This is a genomic window from Faecalibacter macacae (assembly GCF_003687725.1).
Taxonomy (GTDB): Bacteria; Bacteroidota; Bacteroidia; order Flavobacteriales; family Weeksellaceae; genus Empedobacter; species Empedobacter macacae.
Genome location: NZ_RDOJ01000001.1, coordinates 54,003 through 78,540 on the forward strand (window position 1 = coordinate 54,003; position 24,538 = coordinate 78,540).

Genomic DNA, 24,538 nt, shown 5'->3' on the forward strand with positions numbered 1-24,538 from the left:
TATTATTTTGAAATCCTTTTTTTACGAAATTTATTATTTTTTGTAACGAATTGAAAATTTGATTACTTACTAATTAAATTAACACAACGATGAAAAATTTATTCACAACAGTATTTTTATTAATATTCTCATTTGTTTTTGGTCAAAATTCCCTTTTATGGAAAATAGAAGGAAATGATTTAAAACAACCTTCATATCTTTTTGGAACTGTACACATGATCTGTAAAGACAATTTTGAAATGAAAGAAAAATTAATTTCAGCAATTGATAAAACAGAACAAGCGTATTTGGAAATTGATATGGGAAATCCAAATTTTATGTCAGAGATGCAGGCTAACATGATGGGAGATAAAACGATATCATCTCAAATATCGAAAGAAGATTCAATCTATATCAACGAGCAATTAACAACCAAGTTTGGCGCTGGATTAGCGGCTTTTGATCAAATGAAACCAATGATTGTAATGTCATTGTTAATGCAAGGTGCTTTCCCTTGTGAGTTAACAAGTTTTGAGGAAGAAATTATTTCAAAATTTAAAGCATCTAACAAAACTATGGGCGGTTTGTCAACTGTTAAAGATCAATATGCATATTTAGATCGATTTATCGATACAAAAGAAATGGTAACAACAATTAAAATGTTACATACAGATGAATTTAAATCAACTATGCAAACGATTTCTGATTTATATCAAAAAGAAGATATCAATGGTTTAGATGAAGTAATGATTAAATATTCAGCTTCTAATCCAGATATATATAATATTTTAATGGTAGAAAGAAATGAAAAATGGATTGCAACTATTCCTTCAATCGTTAAAGATAAATCAACTTTAATAGCAGTTGGCTCTGCACATTTGGCAGGAGAAAAAGGACTAATTAATTTATTAAAAGCCAAAGGATATAAAGTCACTCCAGTTTTAAATTAATTTTTTGATTTTGAACAAACAACAAGAATTTCTCCACCTCATCGAAAAGCACAAAGGGATTTTACATAAAGTCTCCAAAATGTATATGGATAATGATGAAGATAGAAATGATTTGATACAAGAAATTGTACTACAATTATGGAAATCCTACGAACGTTTCGAAGGAAATGCTCAGTTTTCGACATGGATGTACCGCGTTTCTCTAAATACAGCTTTGACTTATTTTAAAAAAGAAAAGAAAAAAACAGATAAATATACTTTTTTAGATAATCTGGATCGCATAGATGAAGTAGATTCTAATGAAAAAGAAACGCAATTAGAATTATTTTATAAAGCCGTTCATGAACTAAATAAGGTAGAAAAAGCGTTGATATTTCTTTTTTTAGAAGGACAAAGTCATAAAGAAATCGGACAAAATTTGGGGATTACAGAAGGTAATGCGCGAGTGAAATTAAACAGAACAAAAGATAAATTACAAACCATCATAAAAACCTACGGCTATGAATTTTGATGAATTAAAAAAACAATGGGATAATCAACCTTCAGATGAAGTGATTATTGAATCAAATTTGGAGACAAAAAATCAAGCTAATACAGTAATTGATATGGTAAGAAAAGTAATGAAAAAGGATTTTTATTATTATCAATTACCAGCCTTTCCTTTGATTTTATTATACCCGTTTATTTTAGATGTATATACACCTATATTTTGGTGGACTATATTATGTGTTCTGGCTATAATGATTGTTCCATTATTCTATTTGGTGAAATTTTATAATTCATCTTATAAGTTAGAATATAATTCATTACGTAATATTAATTGGTTTTATTATAATTATAAATCCTCTATAAAAATATATAGTTTGTATTATTATGTGTTTAGTATTCTAGTTATTTTACTTATAGGTATAAAGTTAATTGAATGTGAAAATGATGTGTCTTTTGATTCTTTTTATTTTATTATAAGCTTTACTATTTTCATGATAATTTATGTTTTTTTTACAATAAAATTTTTAAAATGGTGGGTAAATAAATTGTATAAAAAACCGTTGATACAGCTAGAAGAAATCCTCAATCAACTAGAAGAATAAAAGTTAAAGCAAATCGAACAAATTTTAGATGATTTAGAAGAATAAAAAAAGAGTGACCAACGGTTACTCTTAATTGTTTTCATACGGTATCTCTAAAATAAATTTATATTTAAGAAGTTGATTGTTTCTTAATACAACCATGGTAATTTCTTTGAATTCGTTTTCAAGCATAAAATTTTCAATGTCATTCAAGTTCATTTTATTTGTCTTTCGATTATTAAGAGAAACTAACTGATCGTTTATTAACAACCCAACTTTTTCTGCATTCGAATTTTTTCTGATACTTTCTATTTTATAAACCGGATTCATCACAAGTTTATATTGTATTTGACTCTCGCGTACTAATTGGTTGTTCATTTCATTCGTTTTATTAAATGAAACATTAACAGTCTCTTTTCCCCATTCAAAATTTGAATGTACAATTGTTAATCCGCTTCGGTTGTAATGAAATGGTTGATTAAAATTACGATTAGGTTTGTAATATATTTTCTGATCATTATAATCTAATATAATTGTAAAACGACGTAAAATTTCGTTTCCGATTGAACCTTTTCTATCTTTTTCGAGCTGTACAAACTGAATAGACGAAATATTTGGAATAGCAATCAGTGGATTTTTGAAAATATATTTCCCGAAACTTAATTCTTTTATAGCACCTCTTTCACCACTAACAATTCCATTAAAACCTTTACCAAGTTCATCATAAAATGCATTTTGTGGAGGAGTTAAATTATGGATTTCAGTTTTTAAAAGCCATAAACCATCACTGTTACCTAAATCAAGTAACATTTTTTGATTGTAAAATGTTTCGTTCTGAGTAAAATCAATATTGAAATATGGTTTTCTTTCTCGGTTAATATAAATATCGCTGATTTGGTAACGATTTTTATTTTTTATGAATGCGTTGGATTGGTAAATAGTGAATCGTTTGTTTAAGTAATCAATTTTGATGGGATAATTTTTAAAAAATTCATACCCAATAATTCCATGTACATCCATCCCAAAGCGAGAAAATAAGTCGAAATTTTCGTCTTGAATAATTACAATTTTTGCAGAAGTATTGATGTATTTGGAACTTATAAGAATTTCATTTCCGGTAGAAATATATCCTTTGCTTCCTTCAAGATTACTTCCAAGACCTTTTAGCTTGACTTCTTTTAAATTTGAATGATTGATAGAGTTTTGGTAACGACCAAAGAGGATTGTTTCTTTTAATCCCGAATCGATTATGAAATTCATCTCATTTCCATTAACTTTTACGGGAATAATAAGCAAGTTTTTAACAATCTGAAATGGGATAGTTTCAGATTTAGTGTTTTCTGTTAATCTAAAATCAATTTCCTGAGCTTTAGATATAAACGAAACAACGATGAATACTATGCATAAGAAATACTTTAATTTCATTCGATGAGCATCTTCTATTAAAGTTACGAAATATATTGTTTCGTATTTCAGTTTGATGCTTATATTATTATGAATGAATATTTAAAATAAAAAAAATGCCCACGCTTGTTCAGGGCGTGGGCTATAGTTAAGTGTATGATTTTTTATTTCAAATAAAATCTAATTTAAAAATTATTAATATCTATAATACTCAGGTTTGAAAGGACCATCTACTTGCACACCGATATAAGCAGCTTGCTCAGCAGATAACTTTTCTAATTCAACTCCTAATTTAGCTAAGTGTAATTCAGCAACTTTTTCATCTAAATGCTTAGGTAAAGTATAAACTTTGTTTTCGTAAGCATCAGTGTTAGTCCATAATTCGATTTGAGCTAAAGTTTGGTTTGAGAAAGAGTTCGACATAACGAAAGAAGGGTGACCTGTAGCGATACCTAAGTTTACTAAACGACCTTCAGCTAAGATAATGATATCTTTACCGTTGATGTTGTACTTGTCTACCTGAGGTTTAATTTCTTCTTTAGTATTACCGTAAGCTTTGTTTAACCAAGCCATATCGATTTCGTTATCGAAGTGACCAATGTTACAAACTACAGTTTTGTCTTTCATCTTCATGAAGTGTTCTTCACGTACAATTCCAAAGTTTCCTGTAGTTGTAATAACGATGTCAGCAGTTTCAATAACTGTATCTAAACGTTTTACTTCGAAACCTTCCATTGCAGCTTGTAAAGCACAAATAGGATCAATTTCAGTTACAGTAACGATTGCTCCAGCACCACGGAAAGATTCCGCTGTACCTTTACCAACATCACCAAAACCACAAACTACTACACGTTTACCAGCAATCATTAAGTCTGTTCCACGACGAATCGCATCAACAGCAGACTCACGACATCCGTACTTGTTATCGAATTTCGATTTAGTAACAGAATCGTTTACGTTAATTGCAGGCATTGGTAAAGTACCTTTTTCCATTCTTTCGTAAAGACGGTGAACTCCTGTAGTTGTTTCTTCTGATAATCCTTTGATCTCAGCAACTAACTCTGGGTAACGGTCAATCACCATATTCGTTAAGTCTCCACCATCATCCAAGATCATGTTTAATGGTTGGCGATCTTCACCGAAAAATAATGTTTGCTCGATACACCAATCGAATTCCTCTTCGTTCATCCCTTTCCAAGCATACACAGGTATACCAGCAGCAGCAATAGCAGCAGCAGCATGATCTTGTGTAGAGAAAATATTACATGAAGACCATGTAACATCAGCTCCTAAAGCAACTAACGTCTCGATTAATACTGCAGTTTGGATTGTCATGTGTAAACAACCCGCAATGCGAGCACCTTTCAATGGTTGAGCCGCTTTGTACTCTTCACGGATAGCCATTAACCCAGGCATCTCAGCCTCAGCCAACGTAATTTCCTTTCTTCCCCACTCAGCTAAAGAAATATCTTTAACTTTGTAAGGAATGTATTGCGTATTTGTATCCATCAAATGATATATTTAACATATATTAAAGTAAGCAAAGTTACAAACTAAATTACGATTTTAAAAATGCCAATTATCGATTATATCAATAAGCCAAACCTTGTTAAAATCATTACTTGGGAAGTGAGCGAAACGAACGAAGAATTGTTGGATTTTTTGCAACTAAACGAGTATAGGATTGAGAAGTATAAAACGCTTCGTCCTAAGCAGGCAAGAGAATATCTTGGTCTACGTGCTTGTTTAAAAGAATTAGGGGTTGATTATGATGTGAATTATGATGAAAAAGGTAAACCATATTTGCCAACCGATGCTGAAATTTCTATCACACACTCTTATGGAAAAGTATCAGTAGGTGTAAGTGATTTTGCAATTGGGATTGATATTGAATTGTCTCGTCCGCATAAAATTTCTAACATCAAAAATAAATTTGTACGAAAAGATGAACAAGAATGGCTACCAAAGATTGATGAGAATGAATACCTTCATATAATTTGGGGAATCAAAGAAGGTTTGTATAAGTTGAATGGAGGAAACCTTTGGAATTTCTTAAATCATTATCGTATTGAAGCTTTTGAATTAGAGGAGAACAAACCAATAGCGTGTTGGATTTCTGATGATGAAAAGAGTTTGAAATATACAGCCTATTACAAGATGATTGAGGATCATTATTTAATCTGGGTTTTGGATCATGAATAATTTTTTAGAATATATTATCTCTCCATACCGAGATTACACAACTCTCCATATTACTTTAGAAATAATTGCTACAATTTTTGCTATTATATCTGTTATTCTTTCAAAAAACAGAAATATTTGGGTTTATCCTACAGGTATAATTTCTACTTTTTTATACATCTATTTATTTTTTTCTTGGGGATTATATGGCGAAACTTTGATTAATTTCTATTACACAACCATGTCTATTTATGGCTGGGTTCTTTGGAATAAGAAAACTGAAGATGATAATATTCATGTAGAGGTTGATTGGGCAACAAAACAAGAATATCTAAAATCAATTGGATTATTTTTCGGAACATTTATATTCATATTAATTCTCTATCATTTTAGACCAATTATTGACGGGTTAAAATCAATCAACGAAATCAATACGCTAACATGGAATTATACGGTTGTCGATTTTATTGATGCGTCTTTAACAGGTGTTTTCTTAATCGGAATGTGGATGATGGCTAAACGAAAAGTAGACAGTTGGATTTTTTGGATTATAGGCGATTTTGTCATGATTCCGTTACTTTTATACAAAGGTTATGCAATATCATCTTTTCAGTATTTATTCTTAACAATTTTAGCCTTTTTAGGATTTATGGAGTGGAAGAAAAATGCTAAAAAATAAATGTATTATCTTCGTAAGATTCAGTTATAAAAAAAATATATGATATCACAAGAATATAAAGAAGTTGTAGCAATGGCTACTTCTGAAGAAAAAGCTACATTTTATAAGCATACTTATGGGCATGTAGCGGGAGGTGTTTTAGCTTTTATTATTTTAGAAGCTATATTTTTACAAGTACCTTTTATTGTTAATACATTATTAAGTTTTACTCAAGGTTACCTTTGGCTTGTATTAATCGGAGGATTTATGGGAATCTCTTGGGTTGCACAGAAAATGGCAATGGATGAGGTTTCTAGACCAAAACAATATTTAGGATATTTTTTATACATCGTAGGACAAGCGTTGTTATTTGTACCAATGTTGTACATCGTAATTAATTATACAGGGACAATTGTCTTAAAACAAGCAGCTGCAGTAACCGGAGCATTATTTTTGGCATTAACAGCTATTGCTTTTATGTCTAAAGTTGATTTTTCTTTTATGAAGAAAATTTTAACAATAGGATTTATCCTAGCTTTAGGAACAATAGTTGCAGGAATGATTTTCGGATTTTCGTTAGGGTTATGGTTTTCTGTTGCAATGTGCGCATTAGCAGCAGGATCTATTTTATACGAAACACAACAAATCCAATATCAATATTCGACAAACCAATATGTACCAGCAGCGTTAGGATTATTTTCTTCGTTAATGTTATTATTTTGGTATGTACTACGAATTTTTATGAGCAGAGATTAATAAGAAATTAATAATTATAACTTTAAAAACCGTGGCTATTGTTACGGTTTTTTATTTTTGAAATTATGACAGATAAAGAGAAAAAAGAACAAGATAGAATACAATCTCCTTTCCGTCCAAAGGATTGGAATGAAATAAGAACAAATGATTCTTGGGCATTGTTCAAGATTATGAATGAATTTGTTACTGGTTATGAAACTATGTCGAGAATAGGACCTTGTGTTTCTATTTTTGGATCGGCACGCACATCACCAGATCATCCACATTATAAGATTGCAGAAGAGGTTGCTTTCGAATTAACTAAAATTGGTTTTGGTGTAATAACTGGTGGTGGACCAGCAATTATGGAAGCTGCAAACAAAGGAGCGCAAAGAGGAGGAGGAACTTCTGTTGGGTTAGGAATTCGTTTACCTTTCGAAACAAAATTGAATGATTACATTGATCGTGATTATGAAATTAATTTCGATTATTTCTTTGCTCGTAAAGTAATGTTTGTAAAATATTCTCAAGGATTTATTGTAATGCCAGGAGGATTTGGAACTTTAGATGAATTATTTGAAGCTTTAACTTTAGTACAGACAAAGAAAACAGGTCGTTTTCCAATTGTTTTAGTTGGTGTAGAATATTGGTCTGGGTTATTTGAATGGATCAAAAACAGAATGTTTGAAGAAGGTTATATTTCTGAAGAAGATTTTGAATTATATCGTTTAGTTGATACTCCAGAAGAAGCTGTAGGGCATATCAAAGCTTTCTATGAGAAGCACAACATCAAATTAAATTTATAAGCATAAAAAAACTCCGAGTAATTAGCTCGGAGTTTTAAACATTAGTTTATAAAAGTTTTAGTGTTAAATGGAGAAATCCTTGGCAGTAACTTCTCTTTTGTAAAAATATAAGATAATTATTTTAAATCAATTCTTTTTTTTATAAAATATTGAAAAACTTGTTAAAAAAATCTATTTGATGACTAATTTTTGAACATATGTTTTAATTGAATTTTTAATTTCAATAAGGTATATCCCTCTATTTATAGAATGCGTAGAAAAAAAGTTATCTTTTTTAAAATTTCCATTAAATGATTTTATCGTTTTTCCAGATAAATCTATAATTCTTACATTTTTAGTATTTTCACTAATTCTGAAACCATTTTTTGTAGGGTTTGGATAAATTATTAATTTATCTTTATTTGAATCTTTAACAATATTTAGTGTGCTTTTATTACCAAAAATTCTAAATTCTCCAGGATTTAATTGCAATGTGAAATCAGTAGAATTTACATTAATTGTCGATTCATCCATTAAATTATACCAAGTACCATTATATGGAAATTGAGGTGAAATAGTTTGAGTACTTGTTGTAAAATTAGCTACAACAATTACATCTTTTAATTCTGTTTCAGTTAAATTTGGATTACTAATAGAAATTCTTGGTTTTAAATCACCAGAAGAAATGGTGTAATTATCTGTATTAAAAACTTCGTTATTTAATCTAATCTCAATTATTTTAGCCCAAGTATCATAAACAGAAGTTCTGTCTTGGTTTGTTAAATATCCAATTTCTCCAGGAATTGGTTTAGGATCTGTTCTACATCCTTCGTTTGTTGTTCCATTGTTACAATAATTAATTGAGAAATCATAACCTAATTCACTAAATTGCCATATCATTTTTGGACCAGGAATCATGAATAATATTGCACCTACTGCTTTTTGTCTTTCTAATGCAGTAGTTAAATTTTTCACGTTGTAAGTTCCTTCTTGCGCTCCCCATTGAAGGTTTTTATGCATCAAACGTTCTTCATCGTGGCTTTCTGCGTAAACAATTAAATGTTTTTTATTAAAACCTTTTTCAGTATGTTTTAACCAATTAAAGTTACTTTCTTCGGCATAACCCATAGTATTTTGATTAAAATTATGAGTAGCTTTTCCCCAAAGCATTATTCCTTTTCCTTCGTTATTTCTGTAATTCGCCCATTCTGTTTCTTCTTGTGCAGAACCGTTTTGTCCTAAATGTTCAAAAATTATATAAGAAGTAGGATCTACCGACCATTGATAATCAGCGTATTGTTTTAAGATGTTCACACGGTCTTGTTGATAACTATTGGTGCAATTCTCATCAGATAGCGAACAATTCTGAGTAAAACCTTTTGTTAAATCCCAACGAATTCCATCAATTTTAAATTCTTTAATCCAATATTCTATCGTGCGATTTACGTAATGTTGTGTAGGAGTTAATTGATGATTTAAATCGTACCCAACATTGTAACTGTGTTTAGCTTCCGTATTGACGTAAGGATTAGTATTTGTAGGTTCACCAAAACCATCTCCGTCTGGGTCATTCATCCACATTCTTACTAATGGAGAACGTCCGTAGACGTGATTTAAAGCAATATCTAAAATAACTGCAATCCCGTTTTGATGACATAAATCGATAAACTCTTTCATCTTATTTGCAGGTCCATACGCTTTATCCAAAGCCAAATGATAGGCAGTGTTGTAACCCCAAGAAATATTTCCTTCAAATTCCATTACGGGCATAATTTCGATTGCATTTACATTTAAATTTTTGAAATAATCGAAATCATCAATCAAAGATTCCCATGTTTTAGCCGTGTTAAAATCACGAATTAATAATTCATAAATAATTAAATTTTCTTTGTTTGGTTTTGCGAAATTTTGAACATTCCATTGATAAGAAGGCGCGTTTGTTTGTAAAATAGAAACTTCAAATTCCTGTCCATTTGGATAAATTGGAAGATTTGGGTAAGATGAGGTTGAAATGTATTGATCGTCATAAGGCGATAAGACCAAAGTAGAATATGGATCTGCGGTTTTGATTCCGTCGCTCGTGCGATATTGGAATGAATAGATTTCTCCTGGATTTAAATTATTGATTTCTATCCAATATAAATCTGGATTTGAAGTATCGCGTTTCATAACATAATCATTCGAAATGTTCCAATTATTAAACGATCCAATGACATGAATAAATTCTTTTTGTGGCGCAAATAAAACTAAATAAGCTTTGGTATGATCATTTGTATAGTTAATTCCTTGTTTTAAATTTTGAGGAATAGCTTGGGTAATTACAGTTGGTTTTAAAAACGCTTTGAACGAATTTGAAATGACTTCTTGGGTTATTGGATTTGTAGCTGATAAAGTATAATCTTGGTTAGAATTAATGGTATAATTACGATTAAATATTGTCGTATTATTTAATTCCTGAATTACATTTCCATTGCTTGATAAACGCCAATTTGCAGCTAGAGTAGAAGTAGCATGAATTGTAAATGAATTTCCTGTAGTTACATTCGTAATAGAATTTGGAGCAGGTTGAATCATCTGGACTCTAAATCCACCAACCGAAATATGTATATCTGGATTGGTTTGTAGATTTCCTTGTGCATTTCTAAAAACAAACGAGATTTCTGTTATGTTTGTAGAAGTGTCTACGCCGTAAAATTGGCGAATATAAGTAGGGATTTCTAATTTATAAATTGTACCAGAAACATAAGTTAATTTGGGCTGAGTTGTATTATTTCCCCAATTCCCTATTACATTTTGCCATCTATTTCCATTTATTGTAACACCTGTATGTGCATAAATGTCTCCAGAATAACTCGCTAAGTTTGTATTTGCTTTGTCAAAATAAATTGTTGCTGGTAAATCAGCTTCTAAAGGATTTGGATTCGTTGAAACTTGTGCTTGAATTATTATTGTAAAAAGTCCTAAAATAATAGACATAATGTTTCTCATAAATTGTGGTTTTGAGATTAGACAAAAAAAGCCATTAAAAAAAACTTGAAGAATTTTAATGGCTTTAAATAATTTATTATAAATAGAGGAAATTTCTATTGAGCAGGCGTTAACGTGTATGTTAAGTTATTAAAATCAACAACTATATCATAAGTTCCTGCATCTACAGTGATGTTATCTCCACCGGCAACTAAACTTCCGTTTGCACCACCAAAGTTTTCATCCCATGCATTATTTTTACGAATTTTTAACTCTCCTGCATTTAATACAACATTGTTAGCATACCAAACTTCATTGATTCCATCGAAAGATAATACTTGTGTATCAGGTCCGTCCCATCCGTTAGGAGTTGAACTACCTACTAATCCCCATTGGAAAAATTCAGCAGTATATTCTAAGCTATTTAAATCTAAAGTGATTTTGTAATTTCCAGTTAAAGGCGCTACAATATTAGATCCTCCACTAGCTAAAGAACCTTGGAAAGTATTTTCAGCTGCATTAGCAGTTGTATTTTCACTTCCATAATTTACAGCCCAATCAGCATCTTTACGGAATTTAATTTCGTCACCAACAGCTACTCCTAAATAAGCAACTAATACATTTGGTGTCGTTGTTTTCCAGAATGGAATATCTGGAGAAGAGCCCCAATCAGTAATAGAACCTACTACACCCCAAGGAGTAGAAAGATCCGTAGAAAATGGAGTCACTGTGAACGTCTTTGTTTCTGAGTATAATTTCTCTGCTCCAAAAGTTCCTAAAGATGAAACAATACGGTATTGAACTGTAGCTTCAGTTCCTGCTTCTAAACCTAATTGATCAACTAAGAAAACATTTAAATCAGTTCCAGTAACTGCATAAGAAGTTTCTTGGATAGAAGTTAAAACTTTTGCATTGTCAAAAGTATCAGTTCCTTTAGCTAATTCAATATCATATTTAGGAGTTGTAGAAACTCCATAGCTTGCAGCTGTCCACTCAAAAGTAATTGCTGTTTGTGTTTGTGTATCTTCTGATAGAGCTACTGTATTTGCAGTTGTGGTAATTGCAGGAGCAGTAAATTCAGAAGGATTTAAAACGATGTTTTCGTCATCGTCAGAACAGCTGCTTAGAGACACAATCCCTAAACATGCTGCTGCCATATATTTAATTATTTTTTTCATTTTAGTAACCAGGATTTTGAGTTAAGTTTGGATTAATCGCAATAATGTTTACTGGAATTGGGAATAATTTTCTGATATCAGAAACTGAAGTTCCGTTCGCTACATCTCCTTTGAATGGCCAATCGTATCCAGAAACGAATTTGTTGAAACGAATTAAATCTGTTCTACGTGTTCCTTCCCAGTATAATTCTCTTGAACGCTCATCTAAAATGAAATCTAACGTTAAATCAGCATTAGAAACATTTCCGTTTGCATTACCATATCCACGAGCTCTTAATGCGTTGATATAAGATAAAGCAGTTGCTCTGTCTCCACCAGCTCCACCACGTAAAACAGCTTCTGCATAGTTTAAGTAAACTTCAGCTAAACGAATCATTGGTACATCTGTATCTACAAATTCTCCAGTTGCATCGTTACCGTTAGTTCCGTTTGATTTTTTGTTTGAGAATTTATTAACTGCATAACCTTCATTAAAAGTACTTACGTTAGCAATTTCGTAAGTCTGTCCGTCTGTATAGAACATAGCTCTTTTATCAGACCAAGCAATTGGATTTCCATTACTATCATTTTGTGAAGCTTGGAATTTTTCAACTAAAGCTTTAGTTGAACGTGGACCTCCCCAACCTCCATTAACTCCAGAGTTTGCTGGTTGCATTGTTCCACCGATTGCTGCTTTTACTAAGAAAGTAGATCCACCGTAAGTTTTAGAAGCGTTTCCATCAAAATTTAAAGCGAAGATGAATTCGTTTTGTGCACCGTTTGAATCATTATCTGCTAAGAATAATTCATCATAAGCAGTTCCGTTACCATTAACGTCAGTAGTATGCAATGAATAACCTGATTGAATAGCTAAGTTAGAATAAGCAATAGATTCTGAGTATTTAGCCTGATTAATCCATGTTTCTGCATTTAAGTATAAACGTGATAATAAAGCGTAAGAAGCTACTTTATCAACACGACCGTATTCGTTTCCTCTTGCTTCAGCTAAGCTATTTTGAATATCTAATAATTCAGATTCAACAAAAGTAAAAATTTCTTGACGATTGCTTTGTGTTGGTGTATTACTAGATATTTCCTTAACTAATGGAACGTTCGCGTATAAGTCCATTAAGTTGTAATATGCGTAAGCACGGATAAAACGAGCTTCAGCAATATATTGTGCAACTTCTGGATTTGTAGCTGCTAATCCTTCAGCATTTTTGATGAAAGAATTTGCATAAGATACACTAGTTGCTAAACGGTAGTACATACCTTCGATAAAGCTGTTGTTAGATCCCCAAGACATGGCATGCATGTTTGGTAATCCTGGATCTCCCCAACCAACAATAGCCTCATCTGTAGTTACAACGTTTAAAGTAAACAATGAACGCGTAAACTGAGATGCTCCTTCATCAACACCTATGATGTCTGGTTCACCTAAAATAGGGTCTCCAGCAGGTCCCTTAGTTCCTGTAATAGCTAAAGCAGCATATACTTTAGCTAATGCTGATTTTGCTTGTGTAGCATCTGCGAATACATCATTTTCTGTGATAATATCCGGATCATTTGGCATTAAATCTAAATCATCGTGACAAGATGAAATTGAGAATGCTAAAGCAGCTGCTAATAAATATTTTGTTAATTTAATTTTTTTCATGACTTGTTTGATTAGAATTTAACATTTAAACCAAATACAAATGTTCTTGGACGTGGGTAGAAATTGTTGTCAATTCCTCTAAAAATTTCTGGATCAATACCATCGTAGTTAGTAAATACTGCTACGTTTTGTACTGCTCCGTATAAACGAACATTCATTCCTTTAATAGGCTCATCTAAGTTGTATCCTAATGTAATATTATCGATACGTAAGAATGATGCATCTTGAATGTAGTGATCACTTAATAAGTTTGTTTCTGTAATGTTTACAAATCCTGTTTGGTAGTAATCTCTGTGTACGTTAGATAAATAATTTTGTCCATTACCTGTAGCTTTACGGCTGTAACCTTTAGCAGAAGCTACGTTATTGTATGCGTAGTTTCCGATGTTAGCACGTGCAGAAGCAGATAAGTCCCAGTTTTTGTAACGGAAATAAGTATTGAATCCCATCGTTACATCAGCAAAAGGATCTTTGTGAATGTAGCGGTCATCATCATTAATGATACCGTCATTATTTAAATCTTCGTATGCTCCTTCGATCGCTTTACCGTTAGCATCATAGATTTGTTTGTAAACAAAGAAACTAAATGGATCATGTCCTTCACGGTGAATTTGGATGTTGTTTCCTGTTCCACCATCAATATCTCCTGTCCTGTTATCTGTAGATAAATTCGTTATTTTATTATCGTTTAATGCAATGTTGTAACCAATTCTGAAATCTATATCTTGAGTTTTTACGATATCAGCATTAATACTAAATTCAACTCCTTTATTCTCCATATCACCGATGTTTTTATCGATTTTATTTCCGAAGTTCGTAAAAGGATCTACGTAAACGTTTGCAATTAAATCTTTTGTTTTCTTTTGGTATACATCAACAGAACCGTAGATTCTATTTTTGAATAAGGCGTAATCAATACCAATGTTTAAAGTTTCAGCAATTTCCCATTTCAAATCTGGGCTGATAGTTGCTGGGCGGTATGTTTGATAAAATTGACTACCAAATTGATAATATGCTGTTGATTGAGAAATATCGTAACGAGTCATGTACTTGAAAGTTCCTAAACCATTTACGTTACCTACTTGTCCAAAACCTGCTCTTAATTTTAAATCGTTAACAACAGTAGAACCTTTTAAGAAGTCCTCATTTGTCATGTTCCAAGCAACTGCAACAGACGGGAAATAACCCCACTGATTACCTTCGGCAAATTTAGAAGAAGCATCAGCACGTAATGTACCTGTTACGATATATTTGTTATCGAAATTGTAGTTAAAACGTCCGTAGTAAGATAATAAAGTATGATGATCTCTGTCAATAAATTCATACTCTGGGTTACCTTGCTCAAATAACTCGCTATCGTATCTGTGTTTAAATTCGTTAAAGTATTGGTATCCGTAACCTGCAACAACGTTTAAGTTATGTAATCCAAAATCTTTACTGAATGTTAAATAAGCATCTAATAACTTGTTATAGTTTTGGTTATCGTATCTGTAGTAAGAACCATCCCAAGTGTTTGATGAACTAGGCATATTAGCAGAAACAATATTTCTTCCATTAGCGTTAGAAATATCATATCCAACATTAACAGTTGCAGTAACTGATGGTAAGAAATGTAACTTATAATCCATTTTTGCATTACCTACGAAACGTCTAACTTCAGATGTGTCGTTTTGCTCATTTAATAAAGCAACAGGGTTAGAAGGTGCTAAATTGTGTTTTACTGCTCCATCCATCCATGTGTGGTAACCCCCGAAAACGTTTGCCCCAGAATAAATTGGTTGAGTTGGATCGTATTCTAAAGCAGCTCCAATTGCTCCACGATTCGCAAAAGTATTTTCGATATATGATCCACGAGCATTTAATTCAAATTTTAAGTGGTCATCTAAGAATGAAGGTGATAACGCCATAGATGCAGTTGTTCTATTGATGTTATCTCCTTTTAAAATACCATTTTGATCTGTGTTAGATAAAGAGAAACGAGATGGCATTTTTCCACCAATATTTCCCATAGCACTGAAACTGTGATCAAAACCTACAGCTTTCTTGTAAATTTCTCTTTGCCAGTCCGTATTTGCATTTCCTAATCGAGCAATTTCATCTGCTGTACCAACTTGTTGAACTAACTGACGGAATTCATCACCGTTCATCATATCAACAAATTTTGTTGGAGTATATACAGATGTTGTAGCGTTATAGTTATATGTAAATTTACGTCCTTTTCCTTTTTTAGTTGTAATCATTACAACTCCATTCGCTGCACGAGAACCATAGATAGCAGTAGCCGATGCATCTTTTAAGATTGTCATCGCTTCAATATCGTTAGGATTAATGAAATCTAATGGGTTACGAGAACCACCAATATTATTTTCTGCTAACGGAACGCCATCAACTACGTATAATGGTTGCGAATTTAATGATAATGAACTGTTTCCACGGATAATAATGTTTTGTCCATCTCCAGGTGCACCACCTGCAGAAGTTACAACAACACCTGAAATTTTTCCTGTAACTAACTCTTGTGCAGATGTAATAGAACCTTTGTTAAAGTCCTTTTCAGAAATTTGATTTACAGATCCTGTAATATCTTCTTTCTTAGCCGTACCATATCCAATTACAACAACTTCGTCAAGATTAGTTTCAGAAGATTTATTTAATGAAAATTGAATTTGGTTTTGACCTGTATAAGTATATTCTTGGTCATCGTAACCAAAATAGCTGATTACAATGATATCGCCATCGTTTGCCTCTATTGTAAAGCTTCCTTTATCATCAGCAACTACAGAATCTCCAGAAGTAATGTTTGTAACTTCTGCGCCACTTAAAGTGGTTTTTGTAGACTGATCTGTAACAGATCCTTTAACAATATTTTGTGCCATTAAAATGGCTGGGCATGAAAAAACTAAAGCGATAAGAGATTGCTTTAAAACTCTCATATGTTATTTGTTTTGTTTGTGTTATTTTTAAATTATATTTTTACTTCTCGATACGAAATTAGTTATTTAAATCGTTAGTTGTGTAGCAGTTACACTAATTATATTAACGAAATCGTTTTCGTGTTAATAAAAAATTAAATTTTTAGTTAAGGAAACTTAAATTGCTAAACTTTATAGTTATTTAAGTTTATGTAGAATGAATCAAAGGGGAGGGGTAATAAAATGAAAAAAAATTTAACATTAAAACAAATTGCAAAGGAGTTAGAGGTTTCTGTTTCAACAGTTTCTAAAGCTTTAAAAAATAGTGAAGAAATTAGTGAGGCTACTCGTCAAAAAATACAAGCTTTTGCAAAATTGTATAACTACAAACCAAACAATATAGCCCTTAGTTTAAAGAATAGAAAGACGAAAACGATTGCGGTAATCATACCTGAGGTAGTGCATCATTTCTTTGCGATGGTAATCAGTGGAATAGAAAGTGTATCGAATCAAAAAGGATATAATGTTATTATCTGTATGTCGAATGAGTCGTACGAAAGAGAAGTAATCAATATGGAGATGTTAGCTTCAGGAAGTATTGATGGTTTTATAATTTCGTTATCTAAAGAGTCGCAAGAAAAAAAGGATTATCACCATATTAAAGAGGTAATAAATCAAGGAATGCCTGTTGTGATGTTTGATCGTGTAACGCGCGAAGTTTATACAGATAAAGTAATCATTGATGATGTACTTGCTACACAAGAAGCTATTCAGTTCTTTTTGAGTAAAGAACGAAAGAAAATTGCAATGATATCTACTCCAGATTATATCTCTGTTGGCCGTTTACGCACAGAAGGATATATCCGTACTTTAGAGCAAAATGATATTTCTGTAAACGAAGATTTAATTTTAAGAATAGAGGACGAAACTAAATTAACAGAACAGTTAGAGAACTTATTCGATACACAAGATTTTAATGCACTTATGGCTGTAAACGAAATCTATGCCGTAGCAGCTTTAAAAGTAGCATTAAGAAGAGGAATTAAAGTTCCGGAAGAATTAAATATTATCGGATTTACAGATGGAATTATCTCTCAACATTCTACACCTGCAATATCTACAGTAAAACAAAATGCCTTTAAAATGGGTGAAATTTCTGCTAAACTTCTGATTGATAAATTGGAAGCTGATAATGAACATGAACATTACATAACAGAGGTTATTGGTACTGAATTATTACACCGTGAAACTACATCGTTGTAGTGTAATTTTTTTTCGTTAAATAATTGATTGACTTGTATTAATCCCAAAAAAAAGTCTTAAAATTGTAATCTAATCAAAACATATTTTTACTTCTCAACAATAAAATATAGTTTTGATAAGCTGAAACGCTTATCGTAAATAGTTAATTATAATTACGATAATGGAAAAGCGTAGACTAGGGTTCTGGGAAATCTGGAACTTAAGTTTTGGATATTTTGGTATTCAAATGGGATTTGCATTACAAAATGCAAACGCAAGTAGAATCCTCCAGACTTTTGGTGCTGATGTGCATCATTTGTCTTGGTTTTGGATTGTAGCTCCATTAATGGGTTTAATAGTACAACCTATTATTGGACATTTTTCTGATCAAACATGGGGACGATTTGGTCGCCGTAAACCATATTTCTTAGTAGGAGCAGTATTAGCAAGTTTAGGATTAATCTTAATGCCGCAAGCTGGTGCTTTCACTGCATTACTTCCAGCACTTTGGATGGGAGCAGGTTTTTTAATGATAATGGACGCCTCGTTCAATATCGCGATGGAACCTTTCCGTGCCTTAGTTGCAGATGTTTTACCTTCAGACCAACGTACTTTAGGATTCTCAATTCAGACTTCTTTAATTGGTTTCGGAGCCGTTTTAGGTTCTTGGTTACCTTACATTTTAAGTAATTGGATTGGTGTTGAAAGCGTAGCTGCTGAAGGTCAAGTACCATTTCATTTAATATTTTCATTTATAATTGGAGCATTAATCTTAATTCTTTCTGTAATTATTACAGTTTCGACGACAAAAGAATATTCTCCTGAAGAATTAGAAGCTTTTGATCGTGCCGAAGGTAAAGAAATTGTAAAAGAGGATAAAGCATCTTTGTCTCAAATTTTTTCTGATTTTGGAAATATGCCAACAACAATGAAACAGTTGGGATGGGTGCAATTCTTTACGTGGTTCGGATTATTTGGTATGTGGGTTTTTGCGACTCCAGCAATCGCTCATCATATTTATAAATTACCATTAACTGACACATCTTCTGTAACTTATAATCAAGCTGGTGACTGGGTCGGAATCATTTTTGGGGTTTATAATGCAGTTTCTGCTGTATTTGCTTTCTTTTTACCGGCAATCGCATTAAAAATTGGAAGAAAAACAACTCACACTATTTCATTAATAGCAGGTGGTATTGGTTTACTTTCTATTTATATTATTGATAATCCATATTTATTAATCCTTTCTATGATTGGTGTTGGTGTGGCTTGGGCAAGTATTTTAGCAATGCCTTATGCAATGTTAGCAGGTTCTATTCCAGCCAAAAAGATGGGAGTTTATATGGGAATTTTCAATTTCTTTATCTGTATTCCTCAAATCATCAACTCGATTTTAGGAGGTCCAATTGTTAAATATATCTATGGTGGAAATCCAATTTACGCAATCATGATGAGTGGTGTTGCATTTATTATTGCAGCATTATTAGTTCAACGCGTACAAGATGATGAAAAACCAATCAAAGCATAATTATTTTGAAAACGAAAGCATTTATTTTCGACTTAGACGGTGTTATTGTTGACACAGCAAAATACCACTTTTTAGCTTGGCAAAAGTTAGCTGTATCTTTAGGAATTACTTTTACACACGAAGACAACGAGCAATTAAAAGGTGTTTCTCGTGTACGTTCTTTAGAGTTAATTTTAGGTTTAGGAAACGTAGAAGCTACTGAAGCGCAAAAAGAAGAATGGCTAGTTCAAAAGAACGAAGATTATTTAGGTTACATCAATAAAATGGATGATTCTGAGATTCTTCCTGATGTCATGAAGGTTTTAAATTTCTTAAAAGAAAACAATCAACCAATTATTTTAGGATCTGCTTCTAAAAATGCACGTCCAATTTTAGAGAAAGTAAACATCTTACATTATTTCGATGATATCGTGGATGGAAACGATGTTTCGAATGCAAAACCAGATCCAGAAGTATTTTTAGTCGGAGCAAAAAAAGCAAATCAGACTAATGAAAATTCAATTGTTTTTGAAGATTCAGTTGCTGGAGTTCAAGCTGCAAATGTTGCAGGTATGATAAGTGTAGGAATTGGAGAAGCTTCTGTTTTAAACGAGGCTAAATACAATTTTAATGATTTCACTGAAATCTCAGAAGAATTCTTGTTAGAATTAATCAATCAATAAAACATTACAAACAACATACAATTACAAAATGAATCAAGATTATATCATCCCGAATGCGTGGTCAATTATCGAAGAAGGGTTTGAAAAAGATCGTGTAAAATCGTCTGAAAGTTTATTCTCTATCGGAAACGGGGCAATGGGGCAACGTGCAAATTTCGAAGAGTTTTATTCAGGAGATACTTTTCAAGGAAGTTACATAGCCGGAGTTTATTATCCAGACAAAACAAAAGTTGGATGGTGGAAAAACGGTTATCCAGAATATTTCGCTAAAGTATTAAATGCACCAGTTTGGATCGGAATCAACATCGAAATTAACGGTGAACAATTCGATTTAAATACGTGTAAAGAAGTTAAAAACTTCCGTCGCGAATTAAATATGCAAGAAGGTTTATTGGATCGTTCATTTGTAGCGGTTTTACCTTCAGGATTAGAAATTGAAGTTTTTGTACGTCGTTTCTTAGCTGCTGATTTAGATGAATTAGGTGCAATTAAATACGACATTAAACCATTAAATGGTGATGCAAATATTGTCTACAAACCATACGTTGATGCTCATGTAAAGAATGAAGATGCGAACTGGGAAGAAATTTTCTGGGAATCGATTGGTTCTGAAATCAAAGGTGAACAAGGTTTTGTACAAGCACGTACATTCAAAACTCATTTCAATGTCGTAACATATATGGAGAATGCAATTTTCATCAACGGTGAAAAGCAAGCGATTACTCCATCAGCAACAAAAACAGAATGGAAAGTTGAATTTACGTACGAAGTTAATGTAAAAGCAAACGAAACAGTAACAATCCAAAAATTTGGAGGTTACGTTGTTTCGACAAATCATAAAGCAAACGAATTAGTTACTGCTGCCGAAAATGTATTAGCACAAGCCAATGCTTTAGGTTATGAACAATTGTTAACAAACCAAAAACAAGCTTGGGCACAAACTTGGGAAATGGCAGATATCACAATTGATGGTGACGTTAAAGCACAACAAGGAATTCGTTTTAATATCTTTCAATTAAACCAAACATATTCTGGTAAAGATGCTCGTTTAAACATCGGACCAAAAGGTTTCACAGGTGAGAAATACGGTGGATCTACTTACTGGGATACTGAAGCATATTGTTTACCATTTTACATGGCGACGAAGAACCAGGAAGTTGCACGTAATTTATTAACATACCGATACAACCAATTAGATAAAGCGATTGAAAATGCTGAGAAATTAGGATTTACGAATGGAGCGGCATTATATCCGATGGTTACTATGAACGGAGAAGAATGTCACAACGAATGGGAAATTACATTCGAGGAAATTCACCGTAATGCAGCCATTGCATTTGCTGTGTTTAATTACACTCGTTTTACAGGCGATGAGTCGTATATTCCTGAAGCTGGTTTAGAAGTGTTATTAGGAATTGCTCGTTTCTGGAAACAACGTGTAAACTGGTCTACAGATAAAAAACAATACGTGATGTTAGGTGTTACTGGTCCTAACGAATACGAAAATAATGTAAACAACAACTTCCACTCAAACTATTGTGCACAATGGTGTATGAATTATTTGATTGAGCAAGCTGAAAATGTAAAAACAAATTATCCTGAGGATTTCGCTCGTATCGCTGCTAAAACAAACATTACTGATGCTGAATTAGCAGAAATGAAAGAAGTAGCTGCGAATATCTATTTCCCATACAGCGAAGAGTTTGATGTTTACTTACAACAAGACGGTTTCTTAGATAAGGATTTAACTCCTGTTTCTGAATTAGCGAAAGAAGAACGTCCAATTAACCAAAAATGGTCTTGGGATAGAATTTTACGTTCGGCTTACATTAAACAAGCAGATACGTTACAAGCATTCTATTATTTTGAGGATGATTTCTCAAGAGAACAATTAGAAAAACATTTTGATTTCTACGAACCATTAACAGTTCACGAATCGTCTTTATCTCCTTGTGTGCATTCGATTCAAGCTGCTACATTAGGTCGTATGGAACAAGCATATACCTTCTATTTAAGAACTTCTCGTTTAGATTTAGATGATTACAACAAAGAAGTTCATGAAGGATTACACATCACATCTATGGCTGGTACTTGGATGTCGATTGTAGAAGGATTTGGTGGAATGCGCGTTAAAAACGATGCATTATATTTTGAACCTCGTTTACCAGAACAATGGGAAGGATTCTCGTTCAAAATTAATTTCCGTAACCAAATCTTAAAAGTCAATGTAAATAAAGGAGAAACTACTTTCGAACTGGAAGGAACTGAACCGTTAGAGGTTTATGTTTTCGACCAAAAAGTTGTAGTGCAGCCTTCTATTTAATAAAGGGAAAAATAGAATACCTTGAAGGCTCTGGCTTTCGAGGTATTTTTTTATCAGATTGTTGATGAAAGTTGATACTGTCATACAGAACTCGTTTCAGGATCTGATAAAGTAGGATGAGATGTTGAAACAAGTTCAACATGACAATTTCTAAAATGGCATTTAAATCTATGATGTTAAGAAATGAAATTTAATTTTAGTCCAATAGATTTAAAGCCATGACTTTTTTGTTTCGTTTTTGTGTCAAGACAAAAATGAAAATAAATAAACAAACATTACGAGAATGAAAAAACTATTTATACTAACCTCTTTACTTTCTTCCTTCGCTTTTGCGCAAATACAAAAAGTTGAGCCAATGTTTTGGTGGAAAGGAATGAAAAATCCGGAACTTCAAATTTTAGTTTACGGAAAAGATGTAAGTAAATATAACATCGAATTATCAGATCAAATTCAGATTAAGGATATCCAAAAAACGGAAAATCCGAATTATGTTTTTGTGACTATTAATACAAATCAAGTCAATAAATCTTCATTTAAAATCAACATCAAAAATAAAAACAAAGTTGTTGATTCATATACTTACGAATTAAAAGAGCGAAATCCAAATTCAGCCAATCGTTCTTCATTTTCTTCAAAAGATGTGGTGTATTTAATTATGCCAGATCGTTTTGCAAATGGCGATGAAAGTAATGATTCAAAGAAAGAATTAATTGATAAAGCAGATCGTTCAATTCCGGATAGCCGTCATGGAGGAGATTTACGTGGTATCATTAATAATATCGATTATCTTCAAAACCTTGGAGCAACTGCAGTTTGGTTAACGCCTGTGAATGAAGACAACGAAAAGAAGCATTCATACCACGGATATGCTCAAACCGATTTATATAAAATTGATGGTCGCTACGGAACAAACGAAGAATATCGTGAATTATCTCGTGAATTAAACAAACGTGGAATGTACTTAATCCAAGATTATGTAACCAATCACTGGGGAATTTCACATTGGATGATTCAGGATTTACCATCTCAAGATTGGATTCATCAATTTTCTCCGGCAGAAGGCGGGGAAGCGAAAGGTTTCAAAAGATCAAACTACCGTACAACAACTCAAATGGATGTAAATGCATCAGAAATTGATAAAAAAGGTGCGTTAAATGGTTGGTTTGATTATACGATGCCAGACATAAATCAAGCAAATCCATTGGTCTTGAAATACCTTACGCAAAATGCAATTTGGTGGATTGAGTATGCTGAATTAGGAGGAATGCGTGTTGATACATATCCTTACAACAACAAGGAAGGAATGGCAACTTGGGTAAAAGCTATTACAAACGAATATCCAAATTTTAATGTCGTAGGAGAAGCCTGGATGTATTCGCCAGCTCATATTTCGTATTGGCAAAAAGATTCGAAAATCGCAGAAATGACGGGATACAATTCTAATCTTCCATCAATAATGGATTTCACATTATTTGCTGAAATGCCGAAAGCTTTCAATGAAGAGGAATCTTGGGATAAAGGAATGATTAAAATTTATAATTCATTTACGAGTGATTTCTTGTATCCAGATGTAAATAATATGTTCGTTTTCTTCGAAAATCATGATACTGAACGTTGGAACGAAATCTTTAATTCTGATCCGAAAGCATACAAATTAGCAACAACTTTAATCGGTACTGTTCGTGGAATTCCACAAGTATATTATGGTTCTGAAATCGGAATGCGAGGAGATAAAAATACTGGAGGAGATGCTGCAATTCGTCAAGATTTTCCTGGAGGATGGAAATCGGATAAGCAAAATGCATTTACATCAACTGGAAGAACTGCCGAGCAAAAAGAATATCACGATTTTACAGCTAAGGTTTTTAATTGGAGAAAAAATAAAGAAGTAATCCATACAGGAAAAACAAAACATTACATGCCTGAAAAGAATGTATATGTGTATTTCCGTTACAATGCAAACGAATCTGTAATGGTTATTTTAAATTCTAATACAGAAAAACAAACTTTTAAATTAAATCGTTTTGCAGAATCTATCAACGGATTTAATTCTGGAAAAGATATTATTTCTGATCAAGTATTACCAATTTCTTCAAAAGGAGAAATCACAATTGAGGGAAAATCATCAATGATTATTGAATTGAAGATGTAATGTCACGCAGTGCTTGTCGAAGTGTTATTTTAAGATTCTTCGACAAGCTTAGAATGAAAAACGTCATTCTGAACTCGTTTCAGAATCACATAAAGTAGGATGAGATGTTGAAACAAGTTCAAGATGACAATTACAAGACATCAATTACAAGACATCCTGAATTTATTTCATGATCA

Annotated in this window: 18 protein-coding genes; 12 read left to right on the plus strand and 6 right to left on the minus strand. The window is 32.4% G+C overall.

Annotated elements, in window-relative coordinates:
- Positions 1–89 precede the first annotated feature (89 nt).
- From EAH69_RS00295 to EAH69_RS00305, 3 genes are all read left to right on the plus strand, one after another.
- Positions 90–929, plus strand: coding sequence for a TraB/GumN family protein (locus EAH69_RS00295; RefSeq protein WP_121933211.1), 840 nt, complete (start codon positions 90–92; stop codon positions 927–929).
- Between the two features lie 79 nt (positions 930–1,008).
- A complete protein-coding gene (locus tag EAH69_RS00300) occupies positions 1,009–1,440 on the plus strand; it encodes a sigma-70 family RNA polymerase sigma factor (RefSeq protein ID WP_230466649.1) in 432 nt (143 codons plus the stop codon).
- Entirely contained in the window at positions 1,430–2,020 is a 591-nt protein-coding gene (locus tag EAH69_RS00305) for a hypothetical protein (RefSeq protein ID WP_121933212.1), read from the plus strand. The genes EAH69_RS00300 and EAH69_RS00305 overlap by 11 nt, the downstream gene beginning before the upstream one ends.
- Positions 2,021–2,089: 69 nt before the next feature.
- On the opposite strand, the gene EAH69_RS00310 is transcribed toward EAH69_RS00305, so the two are convergent.
- Both EAH69_RS00310 and ahcY read right to left on the minus strand, forming a co-directional pair.
- Positions 2,090–3,424 carry a PDZ domain-containing protein gene (locus EAH69_RS00310; RefSeq protein WP_121933213.1) on the minus strand — a complete coding sequence of 445 codons (1,335 nt, stop codon included), beginning with the start codon at positions 3,422–3,424 and terminating at the stop codon, positions 2,090–2,092.
- Between the two features lie 174 nt (positions 3,425–3,598).
- Complete coding sequence (gene ahcY / locus EAH69_RS00315) at positions 3,599–4,912, minus strand: adenosylhomocysteinase (protein WP_121933214.1); 1,314 nt, start codon at positions 4,910–4,912, stop codon at positions 3,599–3,601.
- A 63-nt stretch (positions 4,913–4,975) separates the two neighbouring features.
- Here ahcY and EAH69_RS00320 point away from each other — a divergent pair, with 63 nt between their 5' ends.
- The 4 genes from EAH69_RS00320 (at position 4,976) to EAH69_RS00335 (ending at position 7,783) form a co-directional block, all read left to right on the plus strand.
- Positions 4,976–5,605: a 4'-phosphopantetheinyl transferase family protein gene (locus tag EAH69_RS00320; protein ID WP_121933215.1), complete on the plus strand. Its 630-nt coding sequence runs from the start codon at positions 4,976–4,978 to the stop codon at positions 5,603–5,605.
- The gene (gene pnuC / locus EAH69_RS00325; RefSeq protein ID WP_121933216.1) at positions 5,598–6,263 is read left to right on the plus strand and encodes a nicotinamide riboside transporter PnuC; all 666 of its coding nucleotides are present in this window, start codon (positions 5,598–5,600) and stop codon (positions 6,261–6,263) included. Before EAH69_RS00320 ends, pnuC begins: the two co-directional genes overlap by 8 nt.
- A gap of 39 nt (positions 6,264–6,302) precedes the next feature.
- Complete coding sequence (locus EAH69_RS00330) at positions 6,303–6,998, plus strand: Bax inhibitor-1/YccA family protein (RefSeq protein WP_121933217.1); 696 nt, start codon at positions 6,303–6,305, stop codon at positions 6,996–6,998.
- A gap of 65 nt (positions 6,999–7,063) precedes the next feature.
- Positions 7,064–7,783 (plus strand): LOG family protein, encoded by a 720-nt coding sequence (locus tag EAH69_RS00335; protein ID WP_121933218.1) that lies wholly within the window; start codon positions 7,064–7,066, stop codon positions 7,781–7,783.
- A gap of 171 nt (positions 7,784–7,954) precedes the next feature.
- Here EAH69_RS00335 and EAH69_RS00340 read toward each other — a convergent pair whose 3' ends face one another.
- The 4 genes from EAH69_RS00340 to EAH69_RS00355 all read right to left on the minus strand — a co-directional run bounded on the left by EAH69_RS00340 (position 7,955) and on the right by EAH69_RS00355 (position 16,476).
- Positions 7,955–10,750 carry an alpha-amylase family glycosyl hydrolase gene (locus EAH69_RS00340; protein WP_121933219.1) on the minus strand — a complete coding sequence of 932 codons (2,796 nt, stop codon included), beginning with the start codon at positions 10,748–10,750 and terminating at the stop codon, positions 7,955–7,957.
- Between the two features lie 95 nt (positions 10,751–10,845).
- Positions 10,846–11,907, minus strand: a complete 1,062-nt coding sequence (locus tag EAH69_RS00345) for a SusE domain-containing protein (protein WP_121933220.1) — start codon at positions 11,905–11,907, stop codon at positions 10,846–10,848.
- A gap of 1 nt (position 11,908) precedes the next feature.
- The gene (locus tag EAH69_RS00350; protein WP_121933221.1) at positions 11,909–13,543 is read right to left on the minus strand and encodes a RagB/SusD family nutrient uptake outer membrane protein; all 1,635 of its coding nucleotides are present in this window, start codon (positions 13,541–13,543) and stop codon (positions 11,909–11,911) included.
- An 11-nt stretch (positions 13,544–13,554) separates the two neighbouring features.
- The gene (locus tag EAH69_RS00355; RefSeq protein ID WP_121933222.1) at positions 13,555–16,476 is read right to left on the minus strand and encodes a SusC/RagA family TonB-linked outer membrane protein; all 2,922 of its coding nucleotides are present in this window, start codon (positions 16,474–16,476) and stop codon (positions 13,555–13,557) included.
- A gap of 222 nt (positions 16,477–16,698) precedes the next feature.
- Here EAH69_RS00355 and EAH69_RS00360 point away from each other — a divergent pair, with 222 nt between their 5' ends.
- The 5 genes from EAH69_RS00360 (at position 16,699) to EAH69_RS00380 (ending at position 24,362) form a co-directional block, all read left to right on the plus strand.
- Complete coding sequence (locus tag EAH69_RS00360) at positions 16,699–17,718, plus strand: LacI family DNA-binding transcriptional regulator (protein ID WP_121933223.1); 1,020 nt, start codon at positions 16,699–16,701, stop codon at positions 17,716–17,718.
- A gap of 160 nt (positions 17,719–17,878) precedes the next feature.
- Entirely contained in the window at positions 17,879–19,225 is a 1,347-nt protein-coding gene (locus tag EAH69_RS00365; RefSeq protein WP_121933224.1) for an MFS transporter, read from the plus strand.
- Positions 19,226–19,230: 5 nt separating this feature from the next.
- Positions 19,231–19,887, plus strand: a complete 657-nt coding sequence (gene pgmB / locus EAH69_RS00370; protein ID WP_121933225.1) for a beta-phosphoglucomutase — start codon at positions 19,231–19,233, stop codon at positions 19,885–19,887.
- A 28-nt stretch (positions 19,888–19,915) separates the two neighbouring features.
- A complete protein-coding gene (locus EAH69_RS00375) occupies positions 19,916–22,210 on the plus strand; it encodes a glycoside hydrolase family 65 protein (protein WP_121933226.1) in 2,295 nt (764 codons plus the stop codon).
- Between the two features lie 283 nt (positions 22,211–22,493).
- Positions 22,494–24,362, plus strand: a complete 1,869-nt coding sequence (locus EAH69_RS00380) for a glycoside hydrolase family 13 protein (RefSeq protein WP_121933227.1) — start codon at positions 22,494–22,496, stop codon at positions 24,360–24,362.
- Positions 24,363–24,538 lie beyond the last annotated feature (176 nt).